18 protein-coding genes are annotated in these 23311 nt (G+C 32.3%); 4 read left to right on the forward strand and 14 right to left on the reverse strand.

The features are described 5' to 3' along the window. The coding region (locus tag M2139_RS02510; protein ID WP_280739527.1) for an IS3 family transposase at window positions 1-252 on the forward strand (252 nt) is incomplete at its 5' end. 60 nt (window positions 253-312) lie between these two features. On the opposite strand, the gene M2139_RS02515 is transcribed toward M2139_RS02510, so the two are convergent. The 9 genes from M2139_RS02515 to M2139_RS02555 form a co-directional block, all read right to left on the reverse strand. Then, entirely contained in the window at window positions 313-1980 is a 1668-nt protein-coding gene (locus M2139_RS02515; RefSeq protein WP_280737492.1) for a metallophosphoesterase, read from the reverse strand. A gap of 254 nt (window positions 1981-2234) precedes the next feature. Further along, window positions 2235-4850, reverse strand: coding sequence for a calcium-translocating P-type ATPase, PMCA-type (locus tag M2139_RS02520; protein ID WP_348522594.1), 2616 nt, complete (start codon window positions 4848-4850; stop codon window positions 2235-2237). A 137-nt stretch (window positions 4851-4987) separates the two neighbouring features. Further along, window positions 4988-5335 (reverse strand): 2-dehydro-3-deoxyphosphogluconate aldolase, encoded by a 348-nt coding sequence (locus M2139_RS02525; protein ID WP_280737365.1) that lies wholly within the window; start codon window positions 5333-5335, stop codon window positions 4988-4990. Window positions 5336-5363: 28 nt separating this feature from the next. Next, on the reverse strand, window positions 5364-6647 hold the full coding sequence (locus tag M2139_RS02530; protein ID WP_280737366.1) for an SLC13 family permease: 1284 nt from the start codon (window positions 6645-6647) through the stop codon (window positions 5364-5366). 121 nt (window positions 6648-6768) lie between these two features. Next, the gene (gene dapA / locus M2139_RS02535) at window positions 6769-7677 is read right to left on the reverse strand and encodes a 4-hydroxy-tetrahydrodipicolinate synthase (RefSeq protein WP_280737367.1); all 909 of its coding nucleotides are present in this window, start codon (window positions 7675-7677) and stop codon (window positions 6769-6771) included. A gap of 104 nt (window positions 7678-7781) precedes the next feature. Then, the gene (locus M2139_RS02540; RefSeq protein WP_280737368.1) at window positions 7782-8951 is read right to left on the reverse strand and encodes a sialidase family protein; all 1170 of its coding nucleotides are present in this window, start codon (window positions 8949-8951) and stop codon (window positions 7782-7784) included. 44 nt (window positions 8952-8995) lie between these two features. Further along, on the reverse strand, window positions 8996-10024 hold the full coding sequence (gene pdxA / locus M2139_RS02545) for a 4-hydroxythreonine-4-phosphate dehydrogenase PdxA (RefSeq protein ID WP_280737369.1): 1029 nt from the start codon (window positions 10022-10024) through the stop codon (window positions 8996-8998). 28 nt (window positions 10025-10052) lie between these two features. After that, the gene (locus M2139_RS02550; RefSeq protein WP_280737370.1) at window positions 10053-11210 is read right to left on the reverse strand and encodes an iron-containing alcohol dehydrogenase; all 1158 of its coding nucleotides are present in this window, start codon (window positions 11208-11210) and stop codon (window positions 10053-10055) included. Window positions 11211-11234: 24 nt separating this feature from the next. After that, window positions 11235-12464 carry a four-carbon acid sugar kinase family protein gene (locus M2139_RS02555; RefSeq protein WP_280737371.1) on the reverse strand — a complete coding sequence of 410 codons (1230 nt, stop codon included), beginning with the start codon at window positions 12462-12464 and terminating at the stop codon, window positions 11235-11237. A 182-nt stretch (window positions 12465-12646) separates the two neighbouring features. Here M2139_RS02555 and M2139_RS02560 point away from each other — a divergent pair, with 182 nt between their 5' ends. After that, window positions 12647-14434 (forward strand): sigma-54-dependent transcriptional regulator, encoded by a 1788-nt coding sequence (locus M2139_RS02560; protein WP_280737372.1) that lies wholly within the window; start codon window positions 12647-12649, stop codon window positions 14432-14434. A gap of 426 nt (window positions 14435-14860) precedes the next feature. Here M2139_RS02560 and M2139_RS02565 read toward each other — a convergent pair whose 3' ends face one another. Continuing rightward, the gene (locus tag M2139_RS02565; RefSeq protein ID WP_280737373.1) at window positions 14861-15520 is read right to left on the reverse strand and encodes a hypothetical protein; all 660 of its coding nucleotides are present in this window, start codon (window positions 15518-15520) and stop codon (window positions 14861-14863) included. A 670-nt stretch (window positions 15521-16190) separates the two neighbouring features. Further along, entirely contained in the window at window positions 16191-17051 is an 861-nt protein-coding gene (locus M2139_RS02570; RefSeq protein WP_280737374.1) for a hypothetical protein, read from the reverse strand. Window positions 17052-17269: 218 nt separating this feature from the next. Here M2139_RS02570 and M2139_RS02575 point away from each other — a divergent pair, with 218 nt between their 5' ends. Further along, window positions 17270-17473, forward strand: coding sequence for a helix-turn-helix transcriptional regulator (locus M2139_RS02575; RefSeq protein WP_280737375.1), 204 nt, complete (start codon window positions 17270-17272; stop codon window positions 17471-17473). Continuing rightward, window positions 17474-17794: a hypothetical protein gene (locus M2139_RS02580; protein WP_280737376.1), complete on the forward strand. Its 321-nt coding sequence runs from the start codon at window positions 17474-17476 to the stop codon at window positions 17792-17794. 158 nt (window positions 17795-17952) lie between these two features. Here M2139_RS02580 and M2139_RS02585 read toward each other — a convergent pair whose 3' ends face one another. From M2139_RS02585 to M2139_RS02595, 3 genes are all read right to left on the reverse strand, one after another. Then, window positions 17953-20082: a peptidase domain-containing ABC transporter gene (locus M2139_RS02585; protein WP_280737377.1), complete on the reverse strand. Its 2130-nt coding sequence runs from the start codon at window positions 20080-20082 to the stop codon at window positions 17953-17955. Window positions 20083-20116: 34 nt separating this feature from the next. Next, on the reverse strand, window positions 20117-22945 hold the full coding sequence (gene lanM / locus M2139_RS02590; RefSeq protein ID WP_280737378.1) for a type 2 lanthipeptide synthetase LanM: 2829 nt from the start codon (window positions 22943-22945) through the stop codon (window positions 20117-20119). Between the two features lie 143 nt (window positions 22946-23088). Then, entirely contained in the window at window positions 23089-23280 is a 192-nt protein-coding gene (locus M2139_RS02595; protein ID WP_280737379.1) for a class II lanthipeptide, LchA2/BrtA2 family, read from the reverse strand. Window positions 23281-23311 lie beyond the last annotated feature (31 nt).

Raw genomic sequence — 23311 nt, forward strand, 5'->3', positions numbered from 1 at the left:
AAAAACGTTATCCGAAGTATGTCCCGTAAAGGGACTCCCTCAGATAACGCTCCAATAGAATCATTCCATTCCTCTCTAAAGTCTGAAACATTCTACATCAATAAAGAACCAATTGGTTCTAATAACATTGTAATAGATATTGTTGAAAATTACATTAAATTTTGGAATAACAAACGAATCTTAACGAAATTAGGTCACCTTTCACCAGTAGATTACCGGAAAAAGATGACTAAAATGAGATGCTCTTTTTAAATTGTGTCAAAAAGTAGTTGCATTCCCTAATTTTGTTGTTTGCTCTTTTTCTATCTTAATTTATCCCTGTTTTTCCTTTAATAAATCCTGCAATTCAAAGCCAGTGTTCATTTCAGAATAAATGGAACACACCACAAAAAGTTCCTTGCCAGCAAATTCTCTAGTGCCTTCTCGGCCAAAAGCCGCGGGAATATGGTGATGCCCGTGAATTAAGCCAATAATCTGATATTCCTTAAATAAGTCAACAATTGCCGGCTCTAAACAAATATAGTCTTTATTGTAGGCATTACTGCTTGGTGAAAGACGACTGACTTCATTAAACAAAGGTGCATGGGAAACAATAACGGTTGGTTTATCAGGTTCTCGTTGCAGTAATTTCTCTAAAGTTTGCAAAATAAATTTTTGTAGTTCTTTTTTACGTTTCACTAAAACCGCTGGGATAGTCAGCCCTACATAATGAATGCCTTGATAAACAACACTGCTGTTGTTAAGGATTGTCATGTTAGGAAAACTTTTTTCAAGCTCAGTTTTAACTACTTCATAATATTTATGATTTCCTACTGGCAGCAACGGCCAGGCTTCTTCAGGATTTTCCTGCAACAATTTAAACCACTTATATTTAAAAAATGGACGCCATTTTTGCCAAACTTCCGCTGTTGTATCAGGATTCTCTGGTAAAACAGCGGGTAATTCATGGCCACCAATCACGTAGATTCCCTTAATTTTTTCATTAGTTAACTGTCCATCTAAAATATCACCTGCAAAAATATTAAAGTTAGGATTACTGAAAGGCAATTTACCATCGCTAATATGGATATCTGAAACCACATTAATTAGGTTCTCATTTTCTGTTGGCAAAACATTTTCAAAGTATTGTTTCAAATTATCTGGATTCACACTATGAGCCACATAATTTTTACGGACTTCTGCTAATTCTTTGCCGTATTCTGAACGTAAAAGCGGTTGATTATTAGTAAGCATCGGTTGATTTTTACGGATAACTAACCGGTCAATATTTTGTTTAAGCTCTTGTGGCAATAAATTCAACGCTGGCGTAATATCCGATTCAAAAGTTAGCTGTTGATACATTTCTTTATCTTCAAGTAAATTATCCGCTTGGGTGGTTTCTAATAGCTGAATGTTTTTCCCGTCTGTCGCAATTGGTAAGGTTTGGGTGAGTTGAATAATGAAATTCAGATATTCAGAAAGATAGCCAGCAATCCCGGTTTTAACATTTTCACTAAATAAAAATTTCCCTGCCAAGTTGGCTGATAACGGTCCTGTTTCATCGTGCTGCAACATCCGCCCTAAAATTTGAATTTCAAACAAAGGATTTTCAGCAATCGCCGCATAAGCTTGTTGCACCTCAGGAGATTCTTTATTGACCTTGCGACCAGTTACTTGAAAAATACTCAACATCAAATATTGCTGAATATTGCCCTTATGCATTGCTAAATAGCGCTGCACTGCTTCTGGATGAACTAAATATTGCACTGCTGCTCGCTGAATATAGCTTCGCGCAGTATCATAAGGAATCGCCGAATAAACAAGGTCCCCTCGCGAAGAAATGTTGAACGCCTGATTTTTCACATTATAAGTCAGTTGAAAATACTGATTTCTAAATAATGTTTTATTAACAGGTCGCCGACTATTTTCCGGATAAAGCTCGAAATGAGCAGCCAATTCTGCGAGTAAGCCGGATTTTTCTTGCACAGGAACAGGTGCCATTGCTTTCTCATCTGGTAAAAATTTTTGATTTTTATCTAACACTATCAAATCACCTCATTTCCCAAAGTTTGCGATTAACATTTTTAACTCATTATAGCAAAGCCGGAAAATATCAACAACAGATAGCTAATAGGTTATGCAAAAACAAAAAAACCAGCTAAACAACCTGTTTAGCTGGTTTCGATTACATCTTAATTACTATTTAATAACACTATTCAGCATTGCATCAAAGTTTATTTAACAATAATCTTTGTTTAGTTCGCTTTTACCCCACGATAACGAATAGCTTTATTCAACTCACTAATGATTAATGGCACAAGTGATAACCCAATAACAACAAGCCATTCGATGCCTGTCAAACTTTGAACTTTAAAGATATCTTGTAGAACTGGGATGAATAGTACTGCTAATTGCATAGCTAAACTAACAACAAATGCTTTATTCATCGCACTATTAGAAAAGACACCAATACTAAAGATTGAACGGGTTTCACTACGAACCGCAAATGCTCGGGTTAATTCGCCAAACACCAGTGTTGCAAAGGCCATTGTGTTGGCTGTTCCATCGGCTACCGCTGGATCTGACAAAACATATTCTCCCAACCAGTAAGCAACTAATGTAATTCCACCTACCAATACGCCATAGAAAATCATACTCGTAGCAAAACCATCTGCAAAAATACTTTTACGAGAATCGCGCGGTTTTTGTTTCATAACTCCTGGTTCTACTGGCTCCATTCCTAGCGCTAATGCTGGCAGAGAATCCGTCACTAGATTCAACCATAATAATTGAATCGCAACTAACGGCATTTGATGGAAGTTCAAGGCTGTCGCAACAAAAATAGTAATAATCTCGCCAATATTACAACTTAGCAAATATTGAATAGATTTTTTTATGTTTGAGAAAATCCCTCGTCCTTGTTCTACTGCATGAACAATCGTTGCAAAATTATCGTCAGTTAAAATCATATCTGCTGCACCTTTGGCAACATCCGTTCCAGTAATCCCCATGGCACAACCAATATCTGCTACTTTAAGTGCTGGCGCATCATTAACCCCATCACCGGTCATCGCAACAACCATGCCTTTTGATTGCCAAGCTTTAACGATCCGCATTTTATGCTCCGGTGAAACCCGTGCATAAACAGCATATTTTTCAACTTCTTCTTCCAAAATTTCTTGTGGCATAACATCTAATTCTGAACCTGTCATCGCCAAATTACCATCTCTAAAAATATCTAGTTCTTTAGCAATTGCCACGGCAGTTAATTTATGATCTCCAGTAATCATAACTGGACGAATACCTGCGTCATAACACTGTGCTACTGCTTCTTTCACTTCTTGACGTGGTGGGTCAATCATCCCCACCAACCCAACAAATGTTAAATTATTTTCTAAGTCCTCTGTTGTTAATTCTTCTGGTACTTCTTCAATATCTTTATAAGCAGCGCCTAAAACACGAAGCGCTTTTGAAGCCATTTCTGCATTTTTATCTGCAATTATTTGAGCAGTTTCACCATCTATATTACAACGATTTAATAAAACATCGGGTGCCCCTTTAACCATCACGCGGTAGCCTTGTTCCATTTTATGAACGGTGCTCATAAGTTTACGTTCTGAATCAAAAGGAATTTCTGCAACACGTGGAAGTTCTGCTTCTAATTGATTTTTATCAAGTTTTTCTTCGTAAGCTTTTGTTACAAAAGCCGTTTCAGTTGGATCACCCGTTACTTTAAAATCATTTTCGTCTTTACTTGTTAATTTGGAATCATTACACAAAGCGCCAATCGTTAACAATAATTGTTCTGATTGATTCGTTTGCGTATAAGTTTCAACAATTGTCATTTTATTTTGAGTTAAAGTACCCGTTTTATCACTACAAATTACTGAAGCAGCTCCCAAAGTTTCAACTGCTGGTAATTTTTTCACAATAGCATGTCGCTTAACTAAACGTTGCACCCCTAAAGCTAACACAATCGTAACAATTGCTGCTAACCCTTCAGGAATTGCTGCCACACCAAGAGAAACAGCCATCATAAAAATTTCTAAAATCGGACGATGATATAATAAGCCTACAATAAACATTAAAATACAAATACCTAAACAAATAATTGACAATAACTTAGAAATTTCTGCCATTTTTTGTTGCAATGGTGTCGTATTATCCTCTTCAGTTATTAATAAATTAGCAATACGACCAACCTCTGTTTTCATTCCCGTGTCAGTTACAACACAAGTTGCTCGACCATTCGTAATGACTGTTGAAGAAATCAACATGTTCTTACGATCCGCTAAAGCTGTCTCTTCGGGTAAATTATCGATATCTTTTTTATTAACTGGAACAGATTCACCCGTCATGGCTGATTCATCAGCTTTCAAGTTAGCAGCTGAAAGAACTCTAACATCTGCTGGAACTAAATCCCCTGCTTCTAACTCAATAATATCGCCAGGAACTAAGGTTGCTGTCTCTACATTTTCCAGTTTCCCATTACGAATTACTTTTGCCAACGGCGCTGACATTTTTTGCAGAGCTTCTAAAGATTTACTTGCATTATTTTCTTGAGAAATAGAAATAATTGCATTAATTACTACAATTAATAAAATGATAACTGAGTCAATCCAGTCTTCAAAACCACTTGATACATAAGAAAGGAAAGCCGCAATTAATAAAATAATAATCATTGGATCTTCTAATTGTCCAATAATTTTTTTGAATAGGCTCTCTTTCTTTTTTACTTCCAGTTCATTTCTACCAAAGGATTCTAGTCGTTTTTCTACTTCTTGACTAGATAACCCTTCTTTAGTATTTGTATCTAAAGATTTTATAACTTCATCTTTAGATAGGGTAAACCATAATGACACTCTCTTCATCTCCATTCTTGTTTCATTTATATTCTATACTATTATCGTTTTTATTTCTTCCTTTTATCAAAAAAATGTCATAGTAGAAACACAATTATTTCTACTATGACCACTGCTTGTTAAAGAAATATTTTTTTATAATCTATTTATTTTTTCAAAATGTGAATTGCAAAACCACCAAATTCACCAGCTAAATAAATATTTTTCAATTTATTCTCTTCATCATAAGCTGCTGTATCCATATTGAAAGAAAGGCCTTTTCCTTTCAACTCTTCAACTGCTCTTTCTAAATCAGATGTACGCATAGCAATATGACCATTTTTCCCTAAAAACGGTGATTTCATACATTCAAAATAATCTCCAGCAAACTCAGACTTTTGTCCATGACGCGGATTCAAATTAAAAATCGTACTTAATTGTATGGCAAGTTCTTGTGCCTCTGTTTCATTTTCCATATTGATACCAATATGCTCTAATTCAAATTTATTTTCCATTATGATACACCTCTTATTTATTTTTTTATTACATTGGGAACATAATAATTGAACCCGCCGTTAAGAATAATAGACGAATGAAATATTGTGGAATTGTGAACTTCCAAAATTGAACAGCTGTATATTTACCTGTTCCTAAAACCATTGCTGGCATGCCATCAATTGGCAAGAAATGACCACACCAACCTGAGATAACAATTGCACAGGCTGCTGCTGTTGGATCCAACCCTAAACTGTTACAAGTCGCAATAGCAAGTGGTGTAAATACATAAACCGTTCCAATCGTTGAGCCTGTTAAAGTCGCTAGCAAACTAGTTAAGATACAGAAAAAGAAAATCATGACAAATGGATTCACATTTGTTCCTAACATGTCAGCAACAGTAGTTCCTACTAAATTAGTAAGTCCTGTGCTTCCCAATGCATCTGCAACACCAATAACTCCCGCAGACATTAAAATAATTGGTGCACTAATTGAATCACGAACTTCTTTAAAATCCAGTACTCCAATTAATAAGATTACTGCAACAGATATCCCCGCCATCGCATAACCAGCATCACCAAATTTACTTTGTAACAGCATACCTGCAACAGCGAAAATAAAGACTCCGTAAGTTACTAATTCTTTCCATCGCGGAAGAAGTGTTGCCGCCTCTTTTTCAGTTGACGCTACTTCTTGTGTACTTTCATCTGAGGTTGGATGATCAGGTAAAAATTTATACTGTAGAATACAATTTAATAAGAAACCTGCAGATAAGAATAAGTTAACAATTGCAAATTTAAAAACAGAAACTTCAGCCATAATTCCTGCTGCATTTAAAACAGCAATAACTATTCCATATTGCAATGCCGTATTAAACGGAATTAATGGATGATTAGCTGCAAAACCTGCAGTCATAATTACTTTGGATGGTGGTAATTTTTTGGAATAAGGTAACGTTGACAATAAACCAAGTGTTAACACATAATAAGCTGTTGAGCCAGTTCCAAACAAACTACACCCCAACATTACAATACAGATAATTAATATATAAGATTTAAACCCGCCTTTCTCAGCCATAGAAAACATTGCTTTTTTGAAAACAACTATGAAACTGGTCTTCTGTAACGCTGCTATAATAGCCATAAACTCCGCTAACATCACAATCGTTGAATTTGAAAATCCGGCAAAAGCTCCCTTGATATCTGTGATTCCAAAAATAACTAACAATAAACAAGCAAATAATGGCGCCGCCCCAAAGGGAATTTTTTCAATCATAATTAAAACAATCATTACTACTGTAATTGCCAATGCAATCATCATTTGAATAGTCATAATATCCTCCTAATTCTAGTCATACTCCTTTATTAACGAGGTAGGCTACCATCATACCAGATAGCCTATCTCATATTAAGCCACTTTATTTTTTTCAAACAAAAGAATAAGGTCTATTTTCTTATTTCATACCTTTCGCTTGATTTTCTTCTAAAACTGTTTTTAATGCAGTAATACCCGCTTCAGGAATTTGGTTAAATGGAGCTCGACATTTCCCAACATTATTTCCAAGTAAAGCTGCTGCTGTCTTAACTATTGTATTTGGATTACCAAATTTGAAACAATCTCTGAAACTTTGAATACTTTCATTAGCTGCTCTTGCCTCTTCAAACTTACCATCTACAAATAAATCATAAATTGAAGCCATTGTTTTTGGATAAACGTTGGCACAACCAGCAATTCCACCAGTACCACCAGCCAATAACGTCCAAATAATTAGTTGATCATTTCCAGATAATGTATAGAAATTACCATTTGTTTTGGATTTCCCAGCTTCAATATAACCTAAAATGTTAGCAAAATTACCACTTGAATCTTTAGCACCAATAATATTTTCAATTTGAGCTAAACGAGCAACTGTCGCTGGAGTGATAGCATTTCCAGTTCGTGCTGGAATATTATATAGCACAATGGGCATATCTACTGCTTCTGCAACAGTTTTGTAATGTGTATAAATTTCTTCTTGACTAGCTGCAGCAAAACTTGGTGTGATAATTGATAACACATCTGCACCAGCTGCCTGTGCCATTTTACTTTGTTCAATTGTTTCTTTCGTAGAAATAGCACCAGAACCTGCATAAATAGGTACTCGTCCAGCTGTATGTTCAACAACTGTTTCTAAAATAAGTTTTTTCTCTTCAGCAGATAATATATACCCTTCCCCATTGGTTCCAAATGGAAAAATCCCATCTACACCATTGTCAATCATCCGGTCTATCTGTTTGCGTAACTCTTCTAGATTGATGCTTTCATCTTCATACATTGGTGTTAAAATTGGGCTAATAATTCCTTTTAATTCAATTGCTTTCATTTGATTCGCTCCTTAACTTTTTTTAGAATACGGTTTCATTTAACTAACTTGACTGATAGTACATCTCGGCTAAATAACCTAAACATTACTATCATCAGTTGTTACTACTTTTCGACGCCCTGACCCGATGTCGGGTTATAAACGCCCATTGCTTCACGTTTTTCTCCAAATAAATCGGCTACAGTAAAACGCACATATTTAACACAAAGACGATTTTTATAGGCATAAACAAGATTCAATCTGCCCAGACTATCTTGATATAGCGTTGGATATTCATGTTGTGAATTATTAGTTTTATTCTCTGAACCGATATATCCTTCCGCCATTTCAAAAATACGGCCAATCGGCCAAGTTTTACCAAAATCTTCACTGACAGACACAGCTACCGGATTACGTAATCCCGGCCAAGCAACTTGACCAAAGATAGCGTTAGGCGCAGAATTCATGTTGTAAGCCAACGCAATCTCACCAGTCGCTAATTTAATAGCACTCACACTAGCGTTATTATTAGGTAAAACTGTCGCTTGTGGCACACACCAGCTATCACCAAAATCAAAGGACTCACTGCTATAAACAAAATCAGCAAAGCGACTTCGCATAAAGGCAACCAAGTGCCCTGGCTCAACTTCAACAACATTTGCATGCACTCGACCATTGCTATCTGGCATCCTAACAGAATGCCAAGTTTTACCCGCATTATCAGAAATCTGAAATTCTGTGGGATCGTTGGTTAATCCTTCTGCAGAATCTTCACACAACCATGTACTATAAATCCATCGACCATTACTTAAAATTTGAATTCCTTGTCGTCCAAAAGTTCCGGCATTTTCAAATAGAACTTCTGATTTCCCCCAAGTTTTTCCTTCATCAGATGATTTTTGAACCATAATGATTGAAGTAAATTGCATATTGTCTTTTCCCTCTTGCCGGCTAACTTGAGATGTATAAATTAACCAAATTTTGTTATCCGGTGCACGAAAGAATGAAGGATTTTGTTCACTTCGGTTTTCTCCTTCTGAAACAGTTACTGGTACCGACCATGTTTGTGTTGTTGAATCTAGTTTGGATACTACAATGGAAATATCTCCACTACCTTCAAAACTTCCAGCAAACCAGGCACATAACATTCCCCCATCAGCCGTTTCAATAAGCGCTGGTGCATGTGCAGTATTGTTGCCGCCAGTTGGAATCAATCCGAAATCAACATTCAAAAATTCATCTCGGTACATTACTCCATTCGGCTCAGATTGACGAACACTTTCTAAATGATTCAATACACTTTCCTCCTTAAATATTTTTCATTTTAGTTAAATTATTCCTATTTTGAATTTTCAGCAAGGCGAATAGCATAATCAATCGCATTTTCCAAACTTGCTTCACTTGCGCGCCATCTACCAGCTTGATCAAAAGCTGTTCCATGATCTACAGAAGTTCGAATAATTGGTAAGTTCAAAGTAATATTTACTCCTTGAACCGCCTTCCAATTTTGTGTTTCTTGATCATAAACAAAACCTAATAATTTCAAAGGGATATGCCCTTGATCGTGATACATGGCTACAACAATATCATACATTCCTCCATTTGCTTTAGAGAATAAAGTATCTGCTGGCAACGAGCCTTCAACATTAATTCCTTCTGCTTGAGCAGCTACAACAGCTGGATTTATTTCTTGAATTTCTTCTTGTCCAAACAGTCCATTTTCACCACAATGAGGATTTAAACCTGCAACTGCAACACGTGGATTTTCAATTCCTAAATCTTTACAAGCTTTATCAGCAATACGAATTACATCTAGCACACGTTCTTGCGTAGCACGATCACAAGCTTCTCTTAAAGAAACATGAGTAGAAACATGAACAACACGTAAATTGCCATCAGCTAACATCATTGTGTATTTATCCGTACCGGTTAATTCTGCATAAATCTCAGTATGTCCTGCATAATGATGACCAGCTGCATTCATCGCTTCTTTATTTAGCGGATTCGTAACTGTTGCATCAATTTCTTTCGCTAAAGCTAGTTGGATTACTTTTTTTACATACTGAAAGGCAGCGTTACCTCCAATTTCAGAAACTTTACCAATTTTAAAAGTAGTCATATCAACCAGTTTTAAGTCGATTAGATCAATAACTCCATAGTTATATTGCCCCTCACTAGGATTTTCAATCGCATTAATCTCTAGAGATAATTCAGAATGTTTTGCTAAGTATGCCTCCAACACAGATTTATCTCCAATTAATACCGGATTACATTTATCGTATAAGGCTTCTTTGGCAAAAGCTTTAAGTGAGATTTCAGGCCCAATACCGGCAGGATCTCCCATTGTAATACCAATAATTTTTTTCATGGTAGGCCTCTTCCTTTCTTAATCTGAGTTACAAAATTTGCAAATAAATGTTTCTTGCATCTTCTGGAGTTACTTCACGCTTATTATTTACTAACAGGCGTGTTACTTCCATCCCAGCAGCAACTAATCCCTCTAAATCTTCTTTAGGAACATTGAAAGTTTTCAAACTAGTTGGAATTTCAAGTACCTTAACAATTTCGTCTAATTGCTTAATCATGTATGATGATTTTTCATTTTCAGATAATGTTTTATTTCCATCTTTAATTACACGATCATATGCAACAGCTAATAAGTCTTTAATTGTTGGCTCATTGAACTTCATAACTGGTGTTAAAAGAATCGCATTTGATACCCCATGGGCAATATGATACTTACCACCTAAAGGATAAGATAATGCATGAACTGCAGTTGTACCTGAAGCTGTAATTGCTACACCCGCATAAAATGAACCTAATAACATATTACGTTTAGCTTCTAACGCTTCCGGCTGAGTACAGGCCTCAACAATATTATTCATAATTAAATCCAATGCTTCCAAAGCAAATGTGTCACTAATCGGATTTGCTTTTGCAGAAGTAAAACATTCAATAGCATGACACAGTGCATCCACACCTGTAGCTGCTGCGATCGGTTTAGGTATGTTTCTAATCATGCGACCATCAATAAGGACAAAATCAGCAATCATTTCTGGATTTACAATTCCAATTTTCAAATCTTTTTCTGGAACACCAACAATAGCGTTTGGTGTTGCTTCTGCTCCCGTTCCCGCAGTTGATGGAATCATCAAGCTTGGTACTTGCTTTTTCGCTAGCAAAGGATTATCTAATAAATCTTTCACAGTATACTCGTCAGTTGCTAAAATCGACGCTAGTTTTGCTACATCCATTACAGAACCACCACCAATTGCAATCACCAAGTCTGCCTCTTCTTTTTTAAAAGCATCAATTGTTGCCTGTGCTTCATGGTAATTTGGTTCAGCAGGAATATCCGAAAGTATCGTATAGGCAATTCCAGCTTGCTCAATTATTTCAATCGGCAAATCAACCAAACCCGCATTCATTAAACCTTTATCGGTAAAAATTACAATTTTTTTGATTTCTTCATTAAGAATTTCTGATAATTGTTCAATTGCATGTTCACCAGCGCGAATATTTTTGGGCATTTTTAAACTATAATCTGTTAACATAAAACTTCCTCCTTTTATTGTTCCTTACAAACTAATTTCTTCGAATAAATCCTCTGTTCCAAAACCACCTGACTTCGTTATTACCTGTCTCTCCATATTGTTCCACTCAATTACTGATAAAACTACACCTGGAATAATTTCAGCTATGGGTTTAATCCACCTTACATCTAATACTTTCATTGATTGAAATAAAGTATCCCCACCTGTAAATAAAAAAGTATTCTTAGTTTTTTTTAACCATAAAGCTTCTGTAAGTTTTCCTAAAGATGCACCTATTCTAAAACGACATTCTTTTATGGAAAGCTCATTTATTTTTTGATAAGCTTTGATTCCCTTAGTTGTTTCCTCACTTAACGTTTCAAAAATAATTAACATTTCATTGTCCATTAAATGCAGATATTCTGCAATCTCTCTTTGACCTGATTCACTCTGCCAATACTCTGGTTCTAAAAGCTGAGTGGCTGAAAGAGAGATACACGGATAATCTTTTTTTTCGACATATTCAATTTGTTTTTTAGTAATTGGGTTAACACTACCACAAATAACAACAATTGGTTTTTCAAGATTATAAGTAACTTTATGTCGGTTGGGAAATAGCAGTTTGGCAATCGCTCTTGCAAATCCTGCACAACCAATTGTTAGTGACAATAGTCCTTGCTCTTGTAGCATAACTGCTTGAGCATTCAAGGTTTCATCGGTTAAAGCATCAAACACATAGACCCCTTTTTCTATTTTCGGCAATTGACAATCATGAACTAATGTTGCTTGAATGCCCGCTTCGACTTCTAAACGTCGAATGACATTGCTTTCCGTAACAGGTTCATAAGGATCTTCTGCAAAAACACTTTCTGAAACCAAGATATCATCTATATATAAATGACCATTCATTAATACGCGATTCATTTCTGGATAAGAGGGTAAAAAAGGAATGACTTCTTGTTCATAAGTATCGAGAATTGCTTTGATTTCAGCACTGATATTTCCTCTTAATGCGGAGTCTACTTTTTTATAGATAAAAGGAATCTTTGCCTTTTTAGCATCTTCAAGAATTATTCTTATTTTTTCGTATGCTTGATTAAAACTTAAATGTCGACTTTCCGTATTTAAAACCAACACCTCTATTGTTGTTGGGATAGCATCATATACAACATCTGTTTCTGTTGAAACTAACGTGGGAATTCCTTGACTTGAAAATTGAACCCCAGTATCCAACGCACCAGTAAAATCATCTGCGATAACTAATAACTTTAACATTTACTCACCGCCTCAAACTTTATGTCTTGATTATAAATTAGAAAATCAACCGTTTACATTTTATAAAATGTAAAAAACGTTTAATTTAGAAACGATTTATCATTTTAACGCCAAATTTAATTTTTTATATGTTAATATCGTTCATATACAGAACACCCCTGACAATTAGAGGAGACAGAACGATGAAAAGACCAATAAAAATTTTAGGTATTGCCCCTTATGAGGAATTAAATCATTCTATGCAAAGAATAAGCGAGCAATATACTGATATTGAATCAACTATTTACACTGCTGATCTAGTTGAAGGACAATCCCTTGCAGAAAAATTATATTCTGATGGTTATGATGCAATCATTTCTCGAGGGGGAACAGCCAAATTAATCCGAAAAGTAGTGCCATTACCAGTCATTGATGTATCCTTATCTATCTATGATATTCTTAGTGCTATTCGTCTCGCAGAAAATTATACGAAAAATTTTACAATCGTTGGTTACCCTAGCATTACCGAAAAAGCACATTTACTTTGTGATATTTTAGGATACAATATTACAATTTATACTATTAACGAAAATATTAGCGCAAGCGAAGTCCTTGATTCTTTATCAGAAAAACACTATGAATTGATTTTATGTGATGCTATTACCAATCATATCGCACAATTAAAATCATTGAATACGATTCTAATCACATCTGGTTTTGAAAGCATCAAAAATGCTTATGAAGATGCTTTGTCAATCGTAAAACATGTTAATCAAGCAAAATTAGAAAAAGATGTGCTTGAAAAAGGCATTTTAAGCCAAAATCAAGAGATGCTTTTATTCAATAAATCCTATACAATTGAATTTTCCAATCTCACCGCTACATTTACTCAAGAGATTATAAAAAATTTACAAACAAAACGGCACTTAACTGGGCTTCATCAATACTATTCACAACTTCAAAATAAATTTTTCACTCTTGATGTGCGACAATACACAGTCAATCACGAAACTCATTACAGTTGCTTCCTTACTGGACATAATGTCCCTGTAACGACAAGCAGAACTGACATTTATTATCAAAAAAAATCTGAAGTTGCTGATATTTTTTCAAAAAAACTTCTCTTTACTCAACTAATTCCAGAAAGTGTTAAACAAACCCTAAAAAATGCCAAAGAAGATTACCATTCTTATTTAATATTTGGTGAAAGAGGTACAGCTAAGAAAAATATAGCTCATCAAATTTATCTTGATCAAACAAAAAATAATAACTACTTGATTACAATAAATTGTAAACTAGTTACTGATAAACTGTGGAAATTTTTAGTGAATGCAACCAATGGTCCATTTGTTGATGTCCATAATACTATTTTCTTTGAAAATATAGAGCAACTCAGTTTAGCTGCTATTACCCGTCTACTTTCTTTAATTGAGATGACCAATGTATTACATCATAATCGTTTACTTTTCACTTATGATACTACTCAATCAGATGACTCTGCTAAGCTTAACCAACTAGTTAATCAGCTACACAGTGCTAAAATCTACGCTTCCGCAATTAGAGAACGAAAAAATGAATTAAATATCATCACTACATTAATCCTTAATAAAATGAATATTGAATGTAACAAAGATATCATGGGCTTCGAACCTAAAGCTTTAGAAGCTTTTCTTGCTTTTGACTGGCCAGGAAACTTCAATCAACTGCAAGATTGTATTAAAGAATTACTTATTAATGCCAGCACCCACTATATTTCCGAGCATCAAGTAACTGAGTTGCTGTATAAAGAACGCTTAATTCAAAACTTCTCAAGTATGAAGGTGATGAATTTTACTACTAAAAATATTCTGCATCAGCCTACTCTTTTTGACTATACAAAAGAAATTATCATAAATGTCCTAGATCAAAATGGCGGAAACCAAACAAAAACTGCCCAACAGCTCGGCATCAGCCGAACCACATTATGGCGATATTTGAAAGACGGAAATTAAACAAGATAAAAAATTTGTATATAATAGGGTGAATAGCACTCTATTATATACAAAAAAACAGACCACATTCGAAAATGTGATCTGTTAAACATTGACTTAATAATGTTTTGATTATTCCGCAGCGTTTGCGTCTTTGAGACCGTATTATACGTTTCGGTAAGTTCTAACAACAACTAATGTCTCTTAAATACCTAGTTTTCAACATTTTTAATTTTTTCAAATCTCTATAAATTCTATAAAAACTTATAAAGTATGGTCAAAGTATGGTCATTCCGCCAGCATGTAGTTTGAATAAAATATAGTTAAATTTCACATTTTAACATTATGCTCAATTTGAAAAATCTATACTCAGATGTTTTAGCGAAATTAAAAATAGCAAAGATTTTTACCTTATAAGCTTATTTTTTTATAACAATTTAATGTATGTTACTTAACCAAAAATTTAGTAAGCCATCCTACTAATGGTGGAACTAAGGTATACAGGTTTGTAGTTAATCCAGTTACATTATTCAAATCTTCAATAACCCGAGAGACTTCACTTTTATCCACATTATTTGCTACTATCATTTGCTTGATTTCTAGCAAATCATTTTTTAAACTTTTATGGGATTGTATTTCCTGTTGTGATAAAATTGCATCAATCGCTTTAATACTCTCTGTATTCACTATAACTTGGTCGGCTAGAATGATATTTCCATGAACTATGCTATCCTTTAGTATTACTGTTTCCTCTTTTTCTGTAAACTTATTTTTTAATTGTACTTTAATATAATATTCCGTTTCTTTTACAAAAGGATTTTTCTCATTTGATTTTATATCCTTCTTGCACATGATAGACAAAGGTTGCCATTCCAACTGACTACCATCAACGTTTCTAAAATATATTGAGTCCTGCCCTGAAAATACTTTTTGTACAAAAGCTATTCGGTTTTCTTCATAATTTTTACATGTTGTTACAAGATAATCAAAACCACAGTCTAATCTATGGTAAACTTTGTCTACTTCGGTATATTCAATTAACTTATCCTGTTCAACTTTTTTATTGAAATCAGTGGAAAATATTTTTGGAAAGAAGCAGTCAAGCAACTAAAGCTGCTTGACTGCAAAAATCAAATTATTCTATTGGGTTTTCTTCACCAACACCAGTTGGCAAAGAGCCGAAAAATTCTATTTTGGGCTTCTACAACAAATATTTTTAGTTGAATTTTATTTTTTCAAAAAAAAACTAGTAAATATTTAACAGCATCTTTTTAGTAATTCTATTTCTGTACTATAATACTACCAAGATCCTGAAGCTCCACCTCCAGAAGATTTTCCTCCACCAAAGCCTCCAAAAATCCATTGCCAAAATAAGTCCATTTTAACACCACCTTACTCTAGTAATTTATTGTTTAGATTTGCACATTCACTACATTCAATATCACTAAGAAAACATTCATTATATCGAATAGCAAAAGCATTTGAACTCTTTAGATACTTTAAGAAGTAATCATTAAAGCCCTTATAGTACCAGGATTTCATTTTATCAGTTCATAATAAATCGTATAATATATTTAAATTTCATAAATTTTATAATATGAGTTTGTACAAAAATTGATACTAGTTATATTGTTTTGAATATTCCAATATAGGTATGATTTATTCGCCTTGTTCTTCGTATAAAATTGTGCAATATCTATAGGTAAATACTAACATATACCCTTTTGATATTTAGAAAAGGTCTCATATATAAGACGCTTCATTGCTAGATTCTATGTTAACTAAAAAAATCCATAGCATCTTTTAAAAGCTTATCTAGAATTACTTCAGTTGAGCGATCAAATTCTTTTATCATATCTTGATATTTTTTTGCAACCATTTTACCTTTATAACTATCTCCTGATAATATCATTAATATTCCTTCAAAAAATTTTTGCATACATTTTTCTAGAATAAACTCATTTCTAATTTCTATATTTACTAAAAACTCAGTATATCTTAAAATTTCTTCTCTTTCCTTTTCTTCAAATTCGGCAATAATCATATTTACTAGAATCTTTACTATTTCAGATTCAGCTAATTTTAGATAATTATACTTAGAAACAGTTTTTATAATTCTGTTTGTCAATATTCTATTATTTTTTGTTGAAAATGAAAAACTGGTGTTTATATATAGTACTAAATCATAATGAGTAAAAAAGTCTAATTCCAGCAAATACTGTTGAATATAGTTTGCATCATAACACTCTTTGTTTCCTTCTAATTTCTTTTTTAACAAGCCAACCATCATACACACTTGTTTATATTTTTCCATCTTTGTATTTTTATAAAGCGAGCGGGAATATTCAATCAAATCTTTTAATTTATCAATATTTTCATTTTCTGAAGCCTTTTTAGCTTCCAAAATAATTTCATTAAAAGTATTTTCATTAAAAGTATTTCCTATAAACACAATCTCTTCTAAAGTAACATTTATTCTATCTAACAATTTAAAAAATATAAAAGTGGACATGTCTGATTGATTATTGATAATTCTATAATATTGCGATCTGGATACAATTCCATCTGTTAGTGCTTTTATAGATAAGTTTTTCCCCACCCTAATAAAATCTATAGCCTTTCCTAAATTTGTATACAAACCATTCTCCCTCTTTTCTAATATTTTTATAAATCTATTACAAAAAAACTAACCAAGCACTAATTGTATTAATAAATTGAGATGCTTGTTTTCTGATCCTAAAATATATATATTGATTATCGAATTTCCAATCACAAAAAAGTAAACAACAGTTGACTTTTGGGAACTAACAGGTTACAATACGTATATAAACATTAACAGAAAGGAGAAGTATAATTTTGATTGTAAATCGAATAAGAGTATTGCGTGCAGAACATGAATGGTCACAAGCTGAATTAGCAGAAAGAGTGGGTGTATCAAGGCAGGCTATTATATCAATAGAGAAATATAAATATACGCCATCTTTGGAGCTTGCTTTTAGAATTGCTAAAATTTTTAATGTTGATATAAATGACATCTTTAAATATATGGAGGAAAAATAAATGAAATCTACAATTACTTTAGTAACAATACTTATCTTTGCTGTTTTAAATTTTTATTTTTCAAGACAAATATCAAAAAGGGAAACGGAATATAAAAATGACGAAAGATGGAAAAAAATCCGACTTAAAGCAATTCAAACAAGTAATATATACTACAAAGTTTTACTCTTTATAATTGCTGTTTTAATAGGATGGTTTTCATTTGAAAAAACTAGTTATCCAATTTCGTTATCAATATGTCTAATTTCTATTTTTATCGTTGTTATAACTGGACAAATAATTGAAATTTTTGCTATAAAATATTATGATAAAAAAATATAAATATTTAAAGGGTATGATTTTGATGTCATACCCTCTATTTTTTATATCACTATCGCTTATCTTCACTGGTTACTTTCACAAATGAGAAAAATAAGTCTAATTACAAAATACGGATTATATTGTTATATACTAATATCAAAACTATCAATAACAAAAAATCATATATTATATAAATTGAAATACTCTCCTTGTAAATTTATCAACTCCGAATGAGTACCACTTTCAACAATTTCTCCATCTTTTAAAACAAATATCATATCACAGTCTTTAATTGTCGATAGCCTATGAGCTATAATAATTTGAGTACATTCAATTTTTTTCAAATACTTAACAATATTTTTTTCATTGATTATATCAAGAGAAGAAGTAGCCTCATCAAGAACGACTATTTTTGGGTTATTAATTATTGCTCTAGCAAAAGCTAGTCGCTGTTTTTGTCCTCCCGAAACGTTCATCCCTAAATCTGATATCTGAGTTTCATATTTCATAGGCATTTCATCAATCTCACTATCAATACAGGCTCTTCTGCAAGCTTTCAAAATTTGCTTATCAGAAATTTGTTTATTTCCCAATGTTATATTTTCTTTTATTGATTTATTAAAAAGTGTAACCTCTTGAGGAACGAAACCAATTTGTTTGCGCAACAACGGTTTATTAAATTCCTTTATATTAGTTCCATCATAATTTATTATTCCCGAATCAATGTCGTATAAGCCTAAAAGAATCTTTCCTAGAGTACTTTTACCAGATCCGGATTTTCCCACTAAAGCAATTCTTTGTCCTTGATGAATATCAAGAGAAATATCATTCAATACCTTAGGTGAGTTTTTTCCATAAGAAAAACAGACATTAGAGAGAGATATGTTTCCATTAATTTTACGTTCCAATCTACTATTTTGTTCTATATCAGTATCGAGAATATCAAAAATTCTTATTAAATAGGCACTTGCAACCGTAAAACTTGTACTTAAACCCGAAAGGGAATTGCCTGCAGAAAAAAAAGTATTGGATAATGTTTGAAATGCGACTATGGTACCTAATGAAATTTTATTTTCCAAATAAAGCTTCAATCCAAAAAGGAGCAACACTAACGGGGAAAGAAAACCTAGAATTTCAGTAATATTTTCTGTACTATTTTGAAGTGTCATTTTCCTTTTTCCAATTTTTAAGCTATCCCCAAAAATTCTTTTCCATCTTTGACTTGTATCTTTTTCCATACCACTTAATTTAATATATAGAATTGATAAAATAGTCTCTGACTGTAATCCCTGCAATTCTGAATTTCTGGATATTTCAAGAGTAGTCAATTCTTTTAGTTTATTTTTAAACACAAAGACAAAAAACAAGTTTATTAATAATAAAACAGCAGATATTATTGATAATTCTATGGAACTATACACCATGTATATACCTATAAAAATAATCAATCCGATATTTATAACTCCACTAATTATACTTTCAGAAAACAATTCCTTTAATACCGCAATACTATTCAGTCTATAGAGTAAATCACTCTGATTTCTAGTTTCAAAATAGTTATACGGTACTTTCAATAAATGAGAAAAAGTATTACTTGCAATTATACTCTCTATTTTTTGTGCCAATGCTATTTTGCTTTTCCCTCTAAAAAAAATAGAAAATGAATATATAGTGATCATTAAAAATAAAAGTAATATTATTTTTTCATCTGAGGGATCTACAGTTCCTGCCACTGTTAAGTCAATAAGATTTTGTGTTGTTATAGGGAGAAAAACCAGTAAAAAATATGAAAGTATAGACCAAAATAATGTACTAATTATTTTTTTTTTATTCCCATTAAATACTTTAAACAGTATTCGTACCCAAACATTTTTGGGTTTCGGAACTTTCACAAATGAGTCGTTAGGAACACATGTAATTATTATTCGGCTAAATTTCTTTAGAAATTCACTTTTACTTAATTTCATTCGTCCAAAAGTAGGATCAACTATATAAAAATCATTTTGGGTTCTGTTTTCTAATACAACAAAATGATTTTTATTCCAATATAAAATGGCTGGCAACATTTCCTTTGTTAATAAATCAATATCATCTATAGCATAAATCTTTGTATTAAAACCTTTACCGATCAATATATTTTTTATATCAATAACCTTCGTCCCATCCCTACTTGTTCCTAAGTCTCTTCTTATACTATGAATAGTCTCATAACTATCATAATAATTTAGAATCATTGCGATACAACATAATCCGCATTCATTCTGAGACATCTGGGAAACATATGGTACTTTTTTCTCCCATAAACTCATTTCTTTCTCCTTTACTACTTTATGATCGTTATCCTTAAGAATTATGAAATACTTCCAAACTCAATATAGATGGTAAATTAGGATTATTCGCTCTTAAAAGAACATATCCTAATCCTGATGTTCCAGTCATAAAATCGTCTATAACTCCATTACCATGCTCAAATCCATCTAGGATTCCTTTGTCAGAAATAACTTTTAGTGTGCTAGTAAGAATGATGCTACATTTTTTCATAATATCTTCATTCCTTTTTCTCTTAGCAACTTCAATTAAAATATCAACAACGCCTATATTTCCATGACATAAACTATTATTTGCATTTGCATCATACTTGGCAAAAATTGATTCTATAATATCTCTATAACGCACATTAAAAAAGGCATTATTAGATGACCTAGCAAGCAATATCCCAGGTGCACCATAACACCAATATTGCGGATCATTCACTCTTAATTCTTCTTCACGTTTATCTCTCCAATTTAAAATGTTACTATCAAACTCTTTATCTTCTAAACATTGTATTCGATTGGTAATCTGTTCAAATTTTGCTGGTTTGTACATACTCAAATGGTTAAAAGCAAGATAATATCCTGCAAATCCATGTGCTAATCCCGTTTCAATCTTTTCATAATTTATCCTTAAAATCAATATTTCACCTAGCTTTTCAGCATAACTAAGAATTAATGGATTCTTCTCAATTTCATAAATATTACATAACATTTGAATTACTCCCGAAATTCCTCCAATATAATCAAGATCTAAACTTTTAGTTACATCTATTTGATTAATATCATTAAATAATTCTTCCAACAAAATATCAAATTTATCTTTAGCACTCTGAGTCCCATACATAGCATAGATATTGTAGTAAAGATATATAAATGCTGGTTTTCCATAAAACACTGAAAAACATGGCAAACTTTGTAATTTTTCTCCCCAAATATTCTCTAAACCTTTTAGACTAGCTTCCGCTAATTTCCGCTGAGATAAATTATTAGTTTCTTTAGACAGCAAAAACAGAAAAAGTACACTACCAAGTCCACCATATAAAGTTGGACTTAGAGGTGAAATAAAAAAGTTTTCCCCCTCATTATTAAGAGTAATCCATGTACACTCAGTTTCATTTTTCGCCCAGATAGCTGATTTTCTGAAATACTCACCTATTATATTTGCATTATCCTTAAATGAAAGATTATCCTGTATACTTATTAATTTATGCTTATCATTATTTTTTGTAACAAGTTTATTGAATTTATTAATTTTTAAAGTTGCTGCAAAAGATAACTCAATATAATGTTTTTGAAGATTGATAAAATCATCATTTATCATATCTAACCTTTCTCTTAATATCTCCTTTATCGTTTTATTGAAATATCCCTTTATTTTTTCTCCTGAAAGAGTTTCTAAATCTTTCGAATTATATCGACAAACGAAATACGGAATATCTCTTTCATATAAACTTGCTACCTCTAACTCAGCTACTTTCTGTTCTAAAATAGTTTTCTGTTCTGTTCCTTTCAAAAAATTAAATATTTTTCTATAATTATTTTCTGAATTCAGATAGTTAGGATGCTGTGTTGCAGTTAATAATTTCCCATAAATATGTGTAGGCTTAATAACTTGTCTAACTTTCACATTTTCAAATTTAATGCTATCGAATTTATTTTTTAATATCTTCTTATTTTTTATAATTTGGTGACAACAGTCCAAGAATCCGTTCAATATCTCATCAGTATAGTTCAAAGGATTAACTATATTTTTCCCAATAGTAAATCTATTTTTATCAATATTACTTACCACAAATTCTGACACTACTTCCATTTCATCACTGTTCTGGTTAATAATTTTTTGATTCTTAATTTTTTTTGAAATTTGTCCTCCATCTGAAAATGTGGCACTTAAATCTATGTCAATCATGGACTCCTCAATTGGGAGCGGAATAATCATAGTGCCAAATACTGATTGTCTAATATTCATCCAAAAATTATTAATTATTTCATCATTTAAATCAAATGAATTATTGGTGAATAAAGTTTCTAAATCAACTACAACTGGGTTACTACCACAAGCTATCAAATTCTCAGAATGTATATCCGTACCATTAAATACACTAAAAACACCTAAAATTGCGCCTAATCTATAATAAAACTTATCTGCATCAGAAACACTTTTACCCGGAACGCTACTAATAAACTCTTGATACCCATAATCTTTTTTAGAAACTATTTTTGGAGCCCTTATTTTGTACTTCAAATCAGAATTTATTAGTTCAACTATTCTTAAATAGATTTCATCTGTTTCAATAGAATGCGGCTTATACACGATTTTAAAGCCATCATTAACAACAAAAAACAAAATATTTTTACCAAAATTATGAGAATCACTACTTGGAAATATAACGCTTTCTATTCTATTAATTTTATTACAAAATATTTTTTCAATTTCACAGATATCTAAAATCATCCTTTTTATAGCTATCAATACATTTTTATTATGATAATTAATTTTTTTTTCTATTAGCAATTTTAATATTGGATATCGGTTTAGAATTTTATCTATATTTTCTTCATTCCTAAATTTGGATACATAAAATTGATAACGTTCCCATTCGTTAGCTCCTTGTAACGGTTTTTCAAAATTCATTTCTTTAATAAGTGTTTTTACAGTTAATTGAACAAGTTCTTCTTTTATTTTATTAATTGACTCAAAAACAATATTTTCTATATTCATTTCAAAAAAATATGTATTTTGTAATACTATTAACTCTTTTTTCAAATCTTTCTCTGCTTCACTCAAAATAGGAGAAAAAAATTCATCGAAAGCTCCATATTTGTTATATTCTAAATGATTATGGTTTTTCATCATTATCACCTTCCTTTTGTCTCTCAACTTATTAGCTTCAAAATTATTTTAGAAATTAATTTTGAAGCAATGCTCTTAAGTGCCTTTATTTTCTCTATACACAACATGGAAACATGCATATAAGCATGTTTCCATATAACCCAGCATTATGAACAGGATTGTGTGCAAACAGATGTTCCACAAACTTGTCTCGTTACAATTCCTGTAATAAGACCACAAACCCATGAAGATGCAGTGACTCCCCCACCGGCATTATCCATTTGGATAAGCTCTTGGAGTTCTTCCTCTGGAATAAGACCAGATTTTGAATTAATTAGTGCTTTTTTTTCTTCAGACATCTTTTTACCCCCTTTCAGTATATTTTGGTTT

It is taken from the genome of Enterococcus sp. PF1-24 (assembly GCF_029893325.1).
Classification (GTDB): Bacteria; Bacillota; Bacilli; order Lactobacillales; family Enterococcaceae; genus HY326.